General features: G+C 59.9%; 14 protein-coding genes and 1 tRNA gene. 6 read left to right on the top strand and 9 right to left on the bottom strand.

Annotation, left to right across the window (positions count from 1 at the left end; translation table 11 throughout):
* Position 1 precedes the first annotated feature (1 nt).
* A complete protein-coding gene (locus tag BST95_RS02175; RefSeq protein WP_084197974.1) occupies positions 2-1,351 on the bottom strand; it encodes a glutamine synthetase family protein in 1,350 nt (449 codons plus the stop codon).
* Between BST95_RS02175 and BST95_RS02180 the strand changes: the two genes are divergently transcribed.
* Together BST95_RS02180 and epmB are read left to right on the top strand one after the other, a co-directional pair.
* Positions 1,329-2,759, top strand: coding sequence for an FAD-dependent oxidoreductase (locus BST95_RS02180; protein WP_146004251.1), 1,431 nt, complete (start codon positions 1,329-1,331; stop codon positions 2,757-2,759). The two genes, BST95_RS02175 and BST95_RS02180, sit on opposite strands and share 23 nt — an antisense overlap.
* Before the next feature lie 66 nt (positions 2,760-2,825).
* Positions 2,826-3,830 (top strand): EF-P beta-lysylation protein EpmB, encoded by a 1,005-nt coding sequence (gene epmB / locus BST95_RS02185; protein ID WP_084197976.1) that lies wholly within the window; start codon positions 2,826-2,828, stop codon positions 3,828-3,830.
* Positions 3,831-3,838: 8 nt separating this feature from the next.
* Here the strand turns inward: epmB and BST95_RS02190 are convergent, their stop codons facing one another.
* Entirely contained in the window at positions 3,839-5,473 is a 1,635-nt protein-coding gene (locus BST95_RS02190; protein WP_084197977.1) for an AMP-binding protein, read from the bottom strand.
* Between the two features lie 169 nt (positions 5,474-5,642).
* On the opposite strand from BST95_RS02190, the gene BST95_RS02195 reads away from it, so the two are divergent.
* From BST95_RS02195 to BST95_RS02205, 3 genes are all read left to right on the top strand, one after another.
* On the top strand, positions 5,643-5,984 hold the full coding sequence (locus BST95_RS02195) for a hypothetical protein (protein ID WP_084197978.1): 342 nt from the start codon (positions 5,643-5,645) through the stop codon (positions 5,982-5,984).
* A gap of 293 nt (positions 5,985-6,277) precedes the next feature.
* Positions 6,278-6,451, top strand: coding sequence for a hypothetical protein (locus BST95_RS19555; protein WP_157114442.1), 174 nt, complete (start codon positions 6,278-6,280; stop codon positions 6,449-6,451).
* Complete coding sequence (locus BST95_RS02205) at positions 6,448-6,975, top strand: carboxymuconolactone decarboxylase family protein (RefSeq protein WP_084197980.1); 528 nt, start codon at positions 6,448-6,450, stop codon at positions 6,973-6,975. Before BST95_RS19555 ends, BST95_RS02205 begins: the two co-directional genes overlap by 4 nt.
* Before the next feature lie 229 nt (positions 6,976-7,204).
* On the opposite strand, the gene BST95_RS02210 is transcribed toward BST95_RS02205, so the two are convergent.
* The 7 genes from BST95_RS02210 to bioB form a co-directional block, all read right to left on the bottom strand.
* A tRNA-Pro gene (locus BST95_RS02210) sits at positions 7,205-7,281 on the bottom strand.
* Between the two features lie 51 nt (positions 7,282-7,332).
* On the bottom strand, positions 7,333-7,545 hold the full coding sequence (locus tag BST95_RS02215) for a DUF3094 family protein (RefSeq protein WP_066053247.1): 213 nt from the start codon (positions 7,543-7,545) through the stop codon (positions 7,333-7,335).
* 91 nt (positions 7,546-7,636) lie between these two features.
* Complete coding sequence (locus BST95_RS02220) at positions 7,637-9,430, bottom strand: acyl-CoA dehydrogenase C-terminal domain-containing protein (protein ID WP_084197981.1); 1,794 nt, start codon at positions 9,428-9,430, stop codon at positions 7,637-7,639.
* 200 nt (positions 9,431-9,630) lie between these two features.
* Positions 9,631-10,305, bottom strand: a complete 675-nt coding sequence (gene bioD / locus BST95_RS02225; protein WP_084197982.1) for a dethiobiotin synthase — start codon at positions 10,303-10,305, stop codon at positions 9,631-9,633.
* 10 nt (positions 10,306-10,315) lie between these two features.
* Positions 10,316-11,881, bottom strand: a complete 1,566-nt coding sequence (gene bioC / locus BST95_RS20030; protein ID WP_205737316.1) for a malonyl-ACP O-methyltransferase BioC — start codon at positions 11,879-11,881, stop codon at positions 10,316-10,318.
* Complete coding sequence (gene bioF, locus BST95_RS02235; protein ID WP_084197983.1) at positions 11,881-13,056, bottom strand: 8-amino-7-oxononanoate synthase; 1,176 nt, start codon at positions 13,054-13,056, stop codon at positions 11,881-11,883. Before bioF ends, bioC begins: the two co-directional genes overlap by 1 nt.
* A gap of 8 nt (positions 13,057-13,064) precedes the next feature.
* A complete protein-coding gene (bioB, locus tag BST95_RS02240) occupies positions 13,065-14,108 on the bottom strand; it encodes a biotin synthase BioB (RefSeq protein ID WP_084197984.1) in 1,044 nt (347 codons plus the stop codon).
* A gap of 83 nt (positions 14,109-14,191) precedes the next feature.
* Here bioB and BST95_RS02245 point away from each other — a divergent pair, with 83 nt between their 5' ends.
* Entirely contained in the window at positions 14,192-14,911 is a 720-nt protein-coding gene (locus BST95_RS02245) for a ComF family protein (protein WP_084197985.1), read from the top strand.
* Positions 14,912-14,930: the final 19 nt, after the last annotated feature.

Below are 14,930 nucleotides of genomic sequence, written 5' to 3' on the forward strand. Positions count from 1 at the left end.
ATCAAACCTGCAGCAGCAAGTGCTCCCGCTCCCAGGAAGAAATTACCCGGTTAAATTCTTCGAACTCATCGCGCTTGACCGCGGCAAAGGCCTTCAGGAACAGCGGATCAAACACTTCGCGAACCTCGGGCGAGTTATCCAGATTCCGCAGACCTTCCTCCAGACTGCGGGCAATTTCCACCTCGTCCTCATTGGCCGTACCCTGGTGCGGTTCGGTGGGCTTCAATTTGCCTTTCATCCCGAGGTAGCCGGACGCCAAAGTAGCCGCCATAGCGAGGTACGGGTTGGTGTCAGCCCCGGGGAAGCGGTTCTCTACCCGCGTCGCCGCCGCACTGCTCTCAGGCACCCGGAAAGCAGTCGTGCGATTGTCCAGACCCCAATTGAGGTTGATCGGCGCCGAAATATCGGGCGCCAGGCGACGGTAGGAGTTCACATTGGGCGCATAGAATGCAATCAACTCAGGCGTGTAGTGCTGCAGGCCGGCGATATAGCTGAGGAAGGTTTCCGTATGTTCGCCATCGGGCGTGACAAAGATATTCTCTCCCGTATCAGCGCGCACAATACTCTGGTGAATATGCAGCGCGCTGCCACACTCATTCTGCATGGGCTTGGCCATAAAGGTCGCGTAAATGCCATGCTTATGCGCGGTTTCGCGGATAGTGCGCTTGAAGATGAAGACCTGGTCGGCCAGATCCATGGCGTTGCCATGCAAAAAGTTGATCTCCATTTGCGCGGCGCCATTTTCGTGGATCAGCGTGTCCACCGCCAGGTTCTGCGCCTCGGCGTAGTCGTACATGTCTTCCACGAAATCTTCGAACTCTGCAACAGCATCGATGCTGTAAGACAAACGTGAAGTTTCGCGACGACCAGAACGGCCGCTGGGAGGAATCAGGACATTGTCGGGATTGGTATTGCGATCGACGAGGAAAAATTCTACTTCCGGCGCCACCACCGGTTGCAGCCCCTCGGCTTCGTAAAGCTCCAGCACCCTGCGCAGCACATTGCGGCTAGACAGCGGGTGGGGCTCACCGTTCTGCTTGTAACAGTCGTGAATAATCTGGGCGGTCGGCTCGCGAGCCCAGGGCACCACTCGCATGGTGTTCGGGTCTGGCCGGAGAATCATATCGGTGTCGGTAGGCTCGACCAACTCCCAATGCTCGTCGCTGTACTCTCCGGTGACACTTTGCACCATAATGCTTTCGGGGAGTTTGGGCTCGCCCATGTCGAGAAATTGGTGCGCGGGGATGAATTTGCCCCGTGCGTTACCGGTCATGTCTGGCACCAGCACTTCTACTTCGGAGATCTGGTGCTGCTTGAGCCAGTCCTTAATGGCCTGGGTATCGGTACTCATAAAATGTCCACATTGCCTAAAAATTCAGTATCGCGGGCCGCGACATCCGGTTCAAGGGCAAAACAAGGGAGCTACCCCGAACGTGTTATCAGCGGCGGGTTCAGCTTCGGAGTATAGTTCGGTCATGCAAAACCTACCTCATGTCGACTCCTGGTACGCCGCCTCGGCTAACCAGTCACTGGATTTCCCCCCGTTGTTGGGCGAAGCAGAAGCTGATGTATGCGTGATTGGCGGTGGATACACCGGCCTGTCCACGGCAATTCATCTGCGCAAACAGGGCTACTCCGTGGTCGTACTGGAGGCCAACAAAGTGGGCTGGGGCGCCTCGGGTCGCAACGGCGGCCATGTCGGCACCGGCCAGCGAGCAGACCAGGAAACACTCGAGGAACTGGTAGGCCTGGAGCACGCCAGGGCACTCTGGCAGCTGGGGCTGGAGGCGGTGGATACGGTGTGCGAGCTGATCGACACCCACGCCATTGATTGCGAACTGAAATACGGCAACCTGCACGTGGCCTCCAAGGCGAAAGAGCAGCCCGACCTGATGGCGGAAGTCGAGCACCTGGAGCGTGTTTACGGTTACGACAAGATTCGCTACGTGCCCCCCCAGGAACTGGCGCAGATGACCTCCGGCCAGGGACTTCACGGCGGCGTACTGGACACGGGGTCCCGCCATCTACACCCTCTGAACTACGCTCTGGGCTTGGCCCGGGCCGCCCGCGATCTCGGCGCTACAGTACATGAAGGTAGCCGCGTTACCGCTTATACGGAGTCCAACGGCGTCACGGTGAGCACCGATCAGGGCACCGTCAAGGCCAAACAGCTGGTGCTGGCCTGTAACGGCTATCTGGAAAAGCTGGAGCCGCGCACCGCGGGCCGCATCATGCCCATTAACAACTACATGCTGGCCACCGAACCTCTGCCCGAAGCATTGTGTCGACAGCTGATTCGCGACGACACCTCGATGTCCGACAGCCTGTTTGTGATCGACTACTGGAAGCTCTCGGCAGACAACCGGCTGCTGTTTGGCGGCGGCGAATCTTACACCCGCAAATTCCCCCGAGATATTGGCAGTTTTGTGCGCAAGTATATGCTGAAAATCTACCCCGAACTGGCCGACACCCGGATTGAATACGGCTGGGGAGGCACCCTGGCGATTACCATGAACCGAATGCCGGATTTCGGGCGGCTCTCGGCCAACATTTTTTACGCCCACGGCTACTCGGGCCACGGCGTGCCTATTGCCACCCTGGCCGGAAAATTGCTGGCCGAGGCGATTGCCGGAGATGCGGAGCGCTTTGATGTCATGGCTTCGGTTCCTTCCAGAACCTTCCCAGGCGGCACCCTGCTGCGCTGGCCAGGCCTGGTCGCCGGCATGTTGTTCTACTCCCTGCGCGACCGACTCGGCTGAGATACACGCATTCAGCCGCGGCAGGGAGGCCGCGCAACCGCGATCGATCGCTGGTAAAATACCCCCGTGATCCCGCAAACCGAACTACATATCTGTGACTGGCGGTCAGAGTTACGCCACGCTGTCTCCGACGGCGAGACACTGCTTGCCCGCCTCCAGCTGAACCCCGAGCAGTTGGGTTACTCGGCACTTGCCGCACGCGACTTTCCTGTCCTGGTACCGCGCCCCTATTTACAGCGCATCACACCTGGCGACCCCGATGACCCGCTATTGCGACAAGTCCTCGCTACAGGTCAGGAAACACTGGTCGAACCGGGCTACAGCGACGACCCCGTCGGAGAGACCGGCGCGACCATCCAGCGCCCCGGCGTTATCCAGAAGTACCGCGGCCGGGTATTACTTATTCTTGCCGGTGGCTGCGCGATTAATTGTCGCTACTGCTTCCGCCGCCACTTTCCCTACCAGGAAAACCGCAACAGCCGCCAGGAGTGGCTGCAGGCGCTCGAACATGTGGCCGCGGACACCAGTATTACCGAGGTCATCCTGTCCGGCGGTGACCCGCTGCTGGTCGCCGACGCTGCACTCGCGGAACTTGTCGCGACCATCGCGGCCATTCCACACGTCAGGCGCCTACGCGTGCACACCCGGCTTCCGGTGGTCATTCCACAACGGGTTACCGACGGGCTGCTCCAGGCACTCACCGGTTCGCGACTGCGCTGTGTCATGGTGATTCACAGCAATCACGCCCGCGAACTGGATGCGTCCGTGGCGCAGGCCATGCAGCGGCTGCGGGAGGCTGATGTGGAATTACTTAACCAGTCAGTACTGCTGGCCGGCGTAAACAACCACGCGGCAACACTTGTCAATCTCAGTGAGCGTTTGTTCGAGATCGGCGTGCGCCCCTACTACCTGCACTTACTCGACAAAGTCCGCGGGGCGGCTCACTTCGATGTCCCTCAAGCAGAGGGTATTGCGCTCATAGATGCCATGGCGACCGAGCTACCCGGCTATCTGGTGCCACGATTAGTGCACGAGGAAGCGGGTCAGCCCGGTAAAACACGGATTGCCTGATCCAGATACTAATCGAGGAAACTGACCGGCCCGGCACCCATGTGGGACTGAACCAGCGCCTTGTACTCGTCCTCAATCTGCTTGCGCTTCAACTTCATGGTCGGGGTGAGCAGGGCATTTTCGATCGTCCACTCATCGCAGACAAAGATATTGGAAATGCGCTCATATGACGGCACTTCACTGTTAATCTCCTCGAGCAGTGATTCCAGCTCGGCCTGCACCGCTGCCCGGTCCTTGGCCAGACCAACCTCTGACAGCGTCACCAGAACAATCGGCTGGTCGAGGCCATGGCCCATACAGCAGAACTGAGCCAGATTCGGATTGCGACCAAACAGCGATTCGAGCTTCATCGGCACGATGAACTTACCCTTTGAGGTTTTGAAGACCTCGGACACCCGCCCTGTCACCCACAGGTTGCCATCGTCATCGAAGCGCCCTGAGTCACCGGTGCAGTACCAGCCATCGTCGAATACTTCCGCGGTTTTCTCCTCGTTGAGGTAATAACCTTTCATCAGACCGAGGCTTTTGAACTGAATCTCGCCCGCGTCCGATACCCGTACCTGGACGCTCGGGTCCATGGGCTGACCAACACAGCCGGAAATGGGTTGATCATCCTTTGTCCAGGCGATGCCATGGACAAAGTTTTCCGTCATGCCGTAGCCGTCCCGCAACGCAATTCCCATGGACAGGAACCAGTCCTGCACGTCTACCGGGCAAGGCGCAGAGCCGGTGATAATGCAGCGCGCACGCGACAGGCCCAGCGCCTGGGCGATGCCCGCTTTCTGCTCATCGTTGAGGCCGGCCTGCGCCTCGGGCGGAATCTTGGCGTCGATCCCCGCTTTGAATTTCACCCACAGGCGCGGCACGGCAAAGAAGAACGTCGGCTGCACCGAGCGAACCTCGTCACCAAAGGTGTCCAGAGACTCAGAGAATGAAATCGAGGCATTGCTGTACAGGCTGGTCATCTCAACGATGATGCGCTCCGCCGCGTGTGACATGGGCAAAAAGGAGAAAAATTCGTTGGGCGTCTCATTCATGCGGAAGCTTATAACCAGCCCCGGCACGACATGGCCGGGCGTCTGGTGCATATGCATGACCCCCTTGGGATTGCCGGTGGTACCGGAGGTATAGATGATGGTGAACACGTCTTCGCCATTGGGCACCGGCGATTCCAGGTAAGGCTCATAGCTAGCAATGACTTCGTCGAGGCTAGTATCCGCCGCGAACTTACAACCCAGCATCGCGACCGTCTCTACACCCTCGGGCAGGGCCTCGGTTACGCGCGCGTGCTGATCAAAATCGCCGCAGAACACCAGTTTCACGGCCGAGTGGTTGAAAATATAGTTCGCTGAACCGATGTCCTGGCCCGGGTAGATCGGCACGCTAATGTGGCCAGCGAGCATGATCGCCAGATCACAAATAGGCCAATCCATACTATTAGACGACCAGATACCAATGCGGCTGCCTGCCGGGTAGTTCTTGTCGCGCAGAAATGCGGCGATACGGCGCACCCGGTTCCCCACATCGCGCCAAGTATGCTCCGACCATTCGAGGTTTTTCGGCTGGCGCAGGTATACCTTGTCGGGAGTTTCCTGCTCCCAGCGATAGAACATTTCCAGAGGGGTGACGAGTGCTGCGGACATGATGTACTTCCTGAGTAACGGGTCTGATAATAAGCAATTGACTATAGCTTAAGAGCCGAGGCACTGCCCCCTGGATATGCCGACAGTGATGGGCATTATTCTTCTCAGCCGATACCGCGCTGACCCGCGCCTCGTGATAGGATGCGCGTTTTAGAAGGAGGACACGCCGATGCGTTATTGGCTACTTGGTATTCTGGCGGCACTGAGCATGCAAGCGCATGCCCAGCTCGCCCCCCAACCCCCGCAGGCACCTCAGCCACCACAGGGCAATGACATCATGGGCAAAGCGATGATTGTGTCGCGGATTGCCGGGCTTTGCGAAGGCATCCGGCAGGTGAAGGTTTTTCAGGATGCCGCCCAGCTGGAAGGCGGCGACGAGTTTGTGGTGAAGTTTCTCAATGCCGAGGCCAAGCGCCTGGGCAAGACAATGCAGCAACTCGATACCCAGTGTATCCAGGCCCAAAGTACCTTTGAGCAGCTCTCCACAATGGCCGGCATCAGCCCGCAGTAACAACGTGTCACGCCGTCGATTTCGGCGGCCGACCTGGCGCTTGTGTTGCGCGCCAGTACAGGCAAAATGGTCTCTTCTTCCCACGAGGCTGTGAACATGCAGACGGATCCGCTTTCATCGGTAGCCAGCGATCTCCAACCCGAGATTACGATGCAACTAAATCAGGCAATAGCTCTTGGCGAAGCCGGGGTTGATCCATACATTCTCGACTTGTGCAGAGGCTATATCGACGCTGCGCTCCACTGTCGCGACTGGCGGCCCCCGCGGATGCCTGGGGAGAGAAAGAGCAGGCGGTGATTCAGCTCACTGAGCAGTTTGTGATGTCGGTCAGCACACTGGAAGCAGCCAGCATCGAGGCACTCCTGCCTTTTTTCAGGGCCGACGAGGTTTATGCCCTTGTACACGCCCTGTATCTCATGGACATGTCGCTGCGTTTTGACATGGTAGGCAGGGAGGTATTGCTATGAGCAGATTACCCGCAGATGCACTCACCGCCGGCGTGTCCGGCGATGGTGAACTCGATCGGGCGATTGCCGGCTTCGCCGCATCTGTCGTGCGCCAAAAAGGGGTCGACCCGTTGACCACTGAACTGGTGCGCCTGCGCTGCGCCCAGATTCACGACTGCAGACTTTGCGGATCGCTGCGCAATGCAGAAGCACTTGCCGAAGGTTTTGACGAAGACATGCAGGCCAAAATCAGCCGCTATGAGCAGAGCGACCTGGCTCCTCACCAGATTGCTGCGCTGCGCCTTTGCGACGCCATGATACTGACTCCGTCCCTTGCAGACGCAACCTTAAAGGCCAACCTGCGCGAGCATTTTTCACCCGCACAAATTGCTGAACTCATGTTTGATGTCATGAAGTGGAGCCAGCAAAAGGCCCTGGTTGCACTGCGCATGGAAGCGCCGCCGTGGCAGGAGATTAACGTGCTCACCTTCAACCAGCAGGGACAGCCGGGCTTTGAGGGCCCGGCCTACACCGAAGAGGCTTAGTCTGCCGCCGCCGCTGGCGGCGCGATCTCGTAGGCCAGCAACACATTGCCCGGCATGTGGAAGTAAATCCCATAGCCTGAGTTCATATACACGGTATCACCGTTAAATACCGGGCCAGTGCCAGCGGCGAGAAAGAGCGGCCGCCGATAAAAAGGCCGTAATTCGAGCTGAGTGAAGGGAGTACCGCCCTGAAACGAAAAAGCCCCGAATGTCGGGGCTTTTTGGTGTTTGGTCGGTGTGAGAGGATTTGAACCTCCGACCCCTTCCTCCCGAAGGAAGTGCGCTACCAGGCTGCGCTACACACCGTTAATTTAAGGCGCGCCACTATACCAAATGGCTTAAGGGCCGCCAATGCCCTCAGTATATGCCGGCCGCCCGTGCAATCCACTGGCTGACAAAGCTGAGAATGGTTACGGAACCAATCAGCAGCAGGATCATATAGAACGGACGAAATGGCTTGCGTTCGACCGAGTTGACGCCGCGCTTAAGGAATTCGTCGACCTTAGCCTGATCCTCGGGATACAGGGAATTCTGGTAGCTGCGGTCTTGCTGTTCTTCAGGCTGTTTCATAGATAAAAAAAGGGGAGAACACGGTACGTATTCTCCCCCCGAATAAAGGGAATGTCACGCCAAACCGGCGCGATTTCCCAGCAGCAAACGTTTAGAACGCGAACATTTCCTCGGGCATCTGCATGAGGTTGTCAGCGCCGGCCAGCATGGTGGTCTTCAGCGACTCGGTACGCGGCAGCAGGCGTTCGAAGTAGAACTGCGCGGTCATCAGCTTGGCCTCGTAGAACGAGGTGTCGCCGTCGGCAGCGGCAATCTTCTGGCGGGCGATAATCGCCATCTTGGCCCAGAAGTAGGCCAGTGTGATGTAACCGGAGTACATCAGGTAATCCACCGCAGCGGAGCCCGCTTCGTCAGGGTTGCTCATGGCAGCTTCGCCAATCTGCATGGACACACCCAGCCACTCGTCTTTCTTGGCGTTGAGCGCGTCGATGAAGGGCTTATCTTCCTCGGCGGTGTTGGCCTGGCACAGCTCGTCGATCATGTTGGTGAAGTTGAGCAGCATCTTGCCGCCGGAACCCAGTACCTTACGACCGATCAGGTCCATGGCCTGGATACCGGTGGTGCCTTCGTACAGCATGGCAATACGGCAGTCGCGGACGATCTGCTCCATGCCCCACTCGCTGATAAAGCCGTGGCCACCGAAAATCTGAACGCCGTGGTTGGCAGCTTCGTAACCGGTTTCGGTCATGAATGCCTTGGCGATCGGGGTCAGCAGTGACATCAGGTCATCAGCGTTTTTCGCTTCTTGCTCGGCGCCCTTGTCCACAATGTCGCCCAGCATGGCCAGGTACAGCAGGAACGCGCGGCTGCCTTCGGCAAAGGCCTTCTGGGTCAGCAGCATCTTGCGCACGTCGGGGTGCACGATGATCGGATCCGCGGGGCCATCGGCGTTCTTGGGGCCGGTGAGGCTGCGCATCGCCAGGCGCTCTTTGGCGTAGGTCAGGGCGCCCTGGAAGCTCTGCTCCATGTGGGACAGGCCCTGGGCAGCAGTACCGATGCGCGCAGTATTCATAAAGGTGAACATGCAGTTCAGGCCACGGTTCTCGGGGCCAATCAGGTAGCCCTTGGCGCCGTCGAAGTTCAGCACGCAGGTGGCGTTGCCGTGAATTCCCATCTTGTGCTCGATCGATGCACAGTGCACGCCATTGCGCTCACCGACAGAACCGTCATCGTTCACGTTCATTTTGGGAACGATAAACAGGGAGATACCCTTGGTGCCTTCCGGTGCGTCCGGGAGGCGAGCCAGTACGATGTGGACAATATTGTCCGTCATGTCGTGTTCACCGGCGGAGATGAAGATCTTCTGGCCGGTAATCGCGTAGGAGCCGTCGGCATTGGGCTCGGCCTTGGTGCGCAGCAGGCCCAGGTCAGAACCACAATGAGATTCGGTCAGACACATGGTGCCTGTCCACTCGCCGGAAATCAGCTTGGTGAGGTACTTTTGCTTCTGCTCTTCGGTACCGTGCTCTTCAATGGTCTTAACAGCACCGTGGCTCAGGCCGGGGTACATACCCCAGGACCAGTTGGCGCTACCCACCATTTCAGTGTTCACAATGCCCACCAGGTTGGGCATGCCCTGACCGCCGTAATCAACATCGGCAGACAGCGAGGGCCAGCCATTGTCGACATACTGCTGGTAGGCTTCTTTGAAGCCCGCCGGGGTGGTCACACCCTCTTCGCTCCAGGTACATCCCTCTTCGTCACCAACACGGTTCAGGGGCTGCAAAACTTCTTCACAGAACTTGGCGCCTTCGGCCGCAATCGCGTCCATCAGGTCGGTGCTGGCCTCTTCGTAGCCGGGCAGGGTCTGGAAAACTTTTTCCGCTTCCAGTACTTCGTTGACAACAAAACCGATGTCGCGCAGGGGAGCCTTATAGTCTGGCATTGTCCTTTACCTCTCTTTGTTTAAACCGGCCCGCGGTGGCAGCAGCCACCCCATAGGGACCATGTAAGCAGTGCACACATTTTGCGTAAAACGCCCCCGAAGTCAAATACCTTTTTCGGGTTAGCCCCGGGCGGAGTCAGATATTCTGGTTATAAAGCGATCAAACGGGCGTCTTGCGATCAGATAATAGTAAGCGCTTACTACTGCATAATCTCCCGAATATCAAGAGATTGACCTGCTTCAACAGGGCTCCAGGGGGAAATATGGGCCACCTCACCCAGAAACGGTGCAGGCAGCAGGTGCATCAGTGTGTCCAGGTTTTCCTCGTGGCACGTCATTCGCTCACCGGGTTGATTTGCTACCCAGCCTGCCAGCGGCAGGCCGTCACCTAACACGGCCTCGGCCGTCAGCAGGGCGTGGTTAATACAGCCCAGGCGCATGCCGACGACAAGAATCACACCCACCTGTAACTCGCGGGCGAGGTCGGCGAGCGTCTCCCGAGGGGAGAGCGGGACACGCCAGCCACCGGCACCTTCGATCAGCACCAGATCATGCGGCCCGGTCATAACGCCGCGGCAAAACCCCGCCAGTTGCGAGGCCTTCATGGTCCGGCCCACCTGGGCGACAGCAATGTGCGGGGCAATTGCCGGTGCCAGTGCCACCGGGTTGACCTGGGCGTAGGGCAGCTGCGCGGTCATACTGGCCATCAATGCGAGAGCATCTTCATTCTGGCCCTGATCGTCACAGCCGGCTGCCACCGGTTTCACGGCCGCGGTGTTGAGCCCGGCCGCAGCCGCCGCCTCGAGAATGGCACAGCTCACCGCGGTCTTCCCCACCTCGGTATCGGTACCGGTCACAAAGAAAGTCTTGCTCATATTCGCTCTCTCACACTTTCGTCAGGGTACCGAAGTACACCTCATAACTGGCGGGCAGCAGTCCATCGCGCCGCCACTGCTCGTACGCCTGCAACATCCCCTGCAGGGCCCTGCGGCCGGTCAGGCCGACGGGACGATCGCGGTTGACGTTGTGGGCCCCCAGGGTTTTCAGCTCATTGAGCAATTCGCGCACCTGGCGGTATTCCATACAGAACGGCTCAATATCCACCTGCAACGCAATGCCCGGGGTGCGCGCCGCCGCCTGATCGAGACGCTCCAAAGGGAGAAATTCGTTAACGTGCTGATACTCATCCACGGCTGCCCAGGAAGATCGCAGTTCATGCAACGTGGCAGGCCCCAGCGAGGTAAAGACGCAGCGCCCGCCCGGCCGCAGTACCCGCGCAACTTCGGCGAACAACAACTCCGGGCGCAAGCACCATTGAATGGCAAGGCTACTGAACACCAGATCAACCGAGGCGGAGGCCAGTGGCAATGCCTCGGCGTCGCCCACCAGCCACTCGCCCGCCTGGGGATGCACATCGCGTGCATAACGAACCATGCCCTCGGCCAGGTCCAGGCCGATATACGTGGCGTCGGGAAACCGTTGCCTGAGCGCGGCGCTGAAATGGCCGGTGCCGCTCCCGAGATCCAGCACCTTCTCCGGCGCCTCCGGCAGCGCGTTAATACTGGCCAACAGACGATCACCGACGTCTCGCTGCAATTGGGCGACACTGTCATATTCTGCCGCCGCGCGGCTGAAAGACTGCGCCACATCGTGCTTGGCCAGTGCCAGTGGCGCCGCTACCGCAGCCAATAGATTCTGTTCCGCCAGGAATGCCTGCAGCGCTTCGGCGACTGCTTCTGGCTGTTCGAGAGGGGCGGTGTGTGCGCAACCAGCAAACACCCACACTCGTGCTGGCAGTCCTCGCATCGAGTCCTGCAACTCCGGCGGGTGCAGTCCATCGTTGTCGGCCAGCAAATGCAGTTGCGGCGGCAGCAATGACGACAGCAATTGGCGTTGATCCAGTTGCGCTAGCCAGATCAGACCGGTTTCCAGCGCCAAACCAGGCTGCGGTGGACGCAGGGCCTGAAGCTCGCGCAGCAGTGCACGTGGATTCTCCGCGCCCGCCACCTGCAGGCTGTCAAAGCGGCGCAAGGTTCGCTGTTCATCATCGCGGTATGCGGAGGCGAATACGGCTAGGTCTGCCGCCGGCATTCCCGGCCAGTCGAGTTGGGCCACGAAACAGGGATTCGTACACAGCGTCACTACCGCACGTACGCGCTCCGGTGCTCGCTCGGCCAGGGCCAGGGCAAGCTGGCCGCCCAGCGACCACCCCAGGTAAACCGCCCCGGTAGGTGCCGCGGCCAGGATCTCGTCGAGCAGCACATCGAACTCCGGCGCCTTGTCCCCACAGCCGGGAGCCAGCCCGGGCAAATCCAGTAACGTCACATCGGCCCAAAGACGCAGGGAGGGCAGCATCGGCCGCCACACCTCGCGATTGGCACCCCAACCGTGCAATAACACCAGTTTCTGACGAGGCTCACCGCTTGCGGGCAAATATTCGCGCTGCAACATCACAGCTGCTCCCCGGCCACATCGGCCAAGACCGAAAGCAGCGCATCCACCTCGGCGTCAGTGTGTGCTGCGGTCAAGGTAATGCGCAGGCGCGAGGTGCCCGCAGGCACGGTGGGCGGGCGAATCGCCCCCACCAGAAAGCCCGCCTGGCGCAGGGCCGCACTGAATGCCATTGCCCGACCCGCGTCACCTATCTGCAGCGGCTGAATCGCGCTGTCGGAATCCATCAATGGCAGGCCAAGCGCCTCAGCGCCTGCGCGAAAGCGCCCTATCAATTGCTGTAAATGTTCACGGCGCCAGGCCTCTGTCGCGAGCAGGCGCACCGCCGCCAAACCAGCCGCGGCGACCGCCGGTGGCATCGCTGTGGTGTAAATGTAGTTGCGCGCACCCTGAATGAGGCTTTCGATCAACAGCTCGTCACCGGCCACAAATGCCCCGGCGCAACCCAGCGCCTTACCCAGGGTGGCCATGAGTACCGGCGCCTGGGCAGAATCAAGCCCGGCGGCGGTAACGCTGCCTGCACCGCCCTCGCCCATCACCCCGATGCCATGCGCATCGTCAACCATTAACCAGGCATTGTGCTGCTGGCAGAGGGCGGCCAGGTCGGCCAGGGGCGCGGTATCCCCATCCATGCTGAACACCCCGTCCACCACCACAAGTTTGGCGCTGTCAGGCGGCGCTGCGATGATTTTGTGCTCAAGGTCGGTCACATTGTTGTGGGCGAAGCGGCGGAATCGCGCGCCACTGTGGAGGCCGCCGTCGAGTAGCGAGGCGTGATTGAGGCGATCCTGAAACACCTGGTCGCCGGATTGAAGCAGCGTGGTGAGGGTACCGGTGTTGGCAGCATAGCCGGATGAGAACAACAGCGCCCGCGGGCGGCCAGTCAACTCGGCCAGAGCCTCTTCCAGTTCGCGGTGGGGCGTACTGTGGCCGCACACGAGATGCGAAGCACCGCTGCCCACACCATAGCGCTCAGCGCCGGCGCGCAGCGCAGCCACCACCTGCGGGTGGGCGGCAAGCCCGAGGTAGTCATTACTGCAGAAATTGAGATATTCGCGCCCATCGACCCGCACCCGCGGGCCCTGGCTCGATTCCAGGGTCAGGCGCTGGCGATAGAGATCGTCCCTGCGGCGCTGCGCCAGGACAGCGCCAAGGCGCTCATTGAAACCGGGCATGGCACCAATCAGGCGCGGGCCGCGTCGTAGAACTGGGGATGCGGTGTTTCCGGCGCCTGCTCCAGAGCCAGCTCCTCGGTGTTAATGCCGAGCTTGCCAAACAGGGCCATATCTTTGTTGGCCCGGGGATTGGGCGTGGTCAGTAGCTTCTCGCCGTAGAAGATCGAGTTGGCACCGGCAAAATAGGCCAGCGCATGCATCTCTTCGTTCATCTCTTCGCGGCCTGCCGACAGGCGCACATGTGACGCGGGCATCATGATACGGGCAACGGCAATCATGCGAATAAAGTCGATGGGGTCGAGATCTTCCTGGCTCTCAAGCGGCGTGCCTTCAACACGCACCAGCATATTAATAGGCACACTCTCCGGATGCTGGGGCAGATTCGCCAACTGCTGCAGCATACCGGCGCGATCACTTTCCTGCTCGCCCATGCCGACAATACCGCCGGAGCAGATTTTCATGCCGGAGTTGCGCACATGGTCCAGGGTATCGAGACGATCCTGGTAGGTGCGGGTGGTGATAATGTCGCCGTAGTACTCCGGGGAGGTATCCAGGTTGTGGTTGTAATAGTCCAGGCCGGCTTCGGCCAACTCCCGGGCCTGATCTTCGGTGAGCATGCCCAGGGTCATACAGGTTTCCAAACCCAGATCCCGCACGCCTTTAACCATCGCTACCACGTGGGGCATATCGCGGTTTTTCGGGCTACGCCAGGCAGCACCCATACAGAAACGGGTTGAGCCTGCGGCCTTGGCCGCCTTGGCCTGCTCCAGCACTTTCTGCACTTCCATGAGCTTCTCCACCTCGAGACCGGTGTCATAGCGGGTGCTCTGGGGGCAGTAGGCGCAGTCTTCCGGGCAAGCGCCGGTTTTGATGGAAAGCAATGTGCTCACCTGCACCTTGTTGGGGTCAAAATACTTGCGATGCAGGCTCTGGGCTTCAAACAGCAGATCGTTAAACGGCAGGGCAAACAGCGCTTCCACTTCCTGGCGCGTCCAGTCGTGGCGCAATTCCGAGGCGGTGGGCTCAACAATGGGGGTAGCAGCGGTGCTCATAGTTAACCTGATTCTGTTCATGCTGTTTCGGTGGTGGGAAATGATACCGCGGGACCGGGCGCTGTCAACCTGGAAGAGCGGCCATGGTTAACAACATAAACCGCCTCGCCAGATACCTGCTGGATGGGCTGCTACCCCAGTACTGCGCCCTCTGCGGAATGTTCAGCCACAGCGATCTGCCCCTCTGCCAACACTGCCGGGAGGAACTGCCTATCAACCAGGCCGCCTGCCCCTGTTGTGCACTGCCATTGCCGGCCCACATCGCCGCGCCAGGCTGCGGCCGCTGCCTGCGCCACCCACCGGCCTATAGCGCTGCGGTCGTGCCGCTCATCTACGGGGAGTATCTGGCATATCTTATCCAGCGCTGGAAGTTCCAGCGCCAATCAGGATTCACTCGCCTGCTGGCCACCTTGTGGCTAGAGCATGCCCAGGTGACACCGCCAGACCTGCTGGTGCCCATACCCCTGCACTGGCGGCGCCAGCTCACCCGCGGTTACAACCAGGCCGAGCTATTGGCCCGGGCTATCACAGCACAATCCAGCTCGCTGCAGCGCACCCGGATCGATACACACCTGTTGTACAGGCACCGGGCGACGGCAGCACAGTCGGCCATGGATGCCCAGGCCAGGACGCGCAATCTCAGGGGTGCCTTTACAGTGCGGCGGCGCTGTGACAGCCTGCGAATCGCATTGATCGACGACGTGATGACCACCGGTGCCACCGCGGAAGCGGCGGCCACAGCCCTGCTCGACGCAGGTGCCCGGCAGGTCGACATCTGGTGCCTGGCCCGCACCCCCCTGTAAGAGGAACGAGGAATATTCC

The sequence above is a fragment of the Halioglobus japonicus genome, assembly GCF_001983995.1.
GTDB classification, from domain to species: domain Bacteria; phylum Pseudomonadota; class Gammaproteobacteria; order Pseudomonadales; family Halieaceae; genus Halioglobus; species Halioglobus japonicus.

Bases quoted from the DNA above. Each gene is read 5' to 3' on its own strand.
- BST95_RS02180 (WP_146004251.1), top strand. From the start codon at position 1,329: ATGGCCTGGGTATCGGTACTCATAAAATGTCCACATTGCCTAAAAATT.
- BST95_RS02175 (WP_084197974.1), bottom strand. From the start codon at position 1,351: ATGAGTACCGATACCCAGGCCATTAAGGACTGGCTCAAGCAGCACCAG.
- BST95_RS02190 (WP_084197977.1), bottom strand. From the start codon at position 5,473: ATGTCCGCAGCACTCGTCACCCCTCTGGAAATGTTCTATCGCTGGGAG.
- BST95_RS02195 (WP_084197978.1), top strand. From the start codon at position 5,643: ATGCGTTATTGGCTACTTGGTATTCTGGCGGCACTGAGCATGCAAGCG.
- BST95_RS02205 (WP_084197980.1), top strand. From the start codon at position 6,448: ATGAGCAGATTACCCGCAGATGCACTCACCGCCGGCGTGTCCGGCGAT.
- BST95_RS02215 (WP_066053247.1), bottom strand. From the start codon at position 7,545: ATGAAACAGCCTGAAGAACAGCAAGACCGCAGCTACCAGAATTCCCTG.
- BST95_RS02220 (WP_084197981.1), bottom strand. From the start codon at position 9,430: ATGCCAGACTATAAGGCTCCCCTGCGCGACATCGGTTTTGTTGTCAAC.
- bioD (WP_084197982.1), bottom strand. From the start codon at position 10,305: ATGAGCAAGACTTTCTTTGTGACCGGTACCGATACCGAGGTGGGGAAG.
- bioC (WP_205737316.1), bottom strand. From the start codon at position 11,881: ATGTTGCAGCGCGAATATTTGCCCGCAAGCGGTGAGCCTCGTCAGAAA.
- bioF (WP_084197983.1), bottom strand. From the start codon at position 13,056: ATGCCCGGTTTCAATGAGCGCCTTGGCGCTGTCCTGGCGCAGCGCCGC.
- bioB (WP_084197984.1), bottom strand. From the start codon at position 14,108: ATGAGCACCGCTGCTACCCCCATTGTTGAGCCCACCGCCTCGGAATTG.
- BST95_RS02245 (WP_084197985.1), top strand. From the start codon at position 14,192: ATGGTTAACAACATAAACCGCCTCGCCAGATACCTGCTGGATGGGCTG.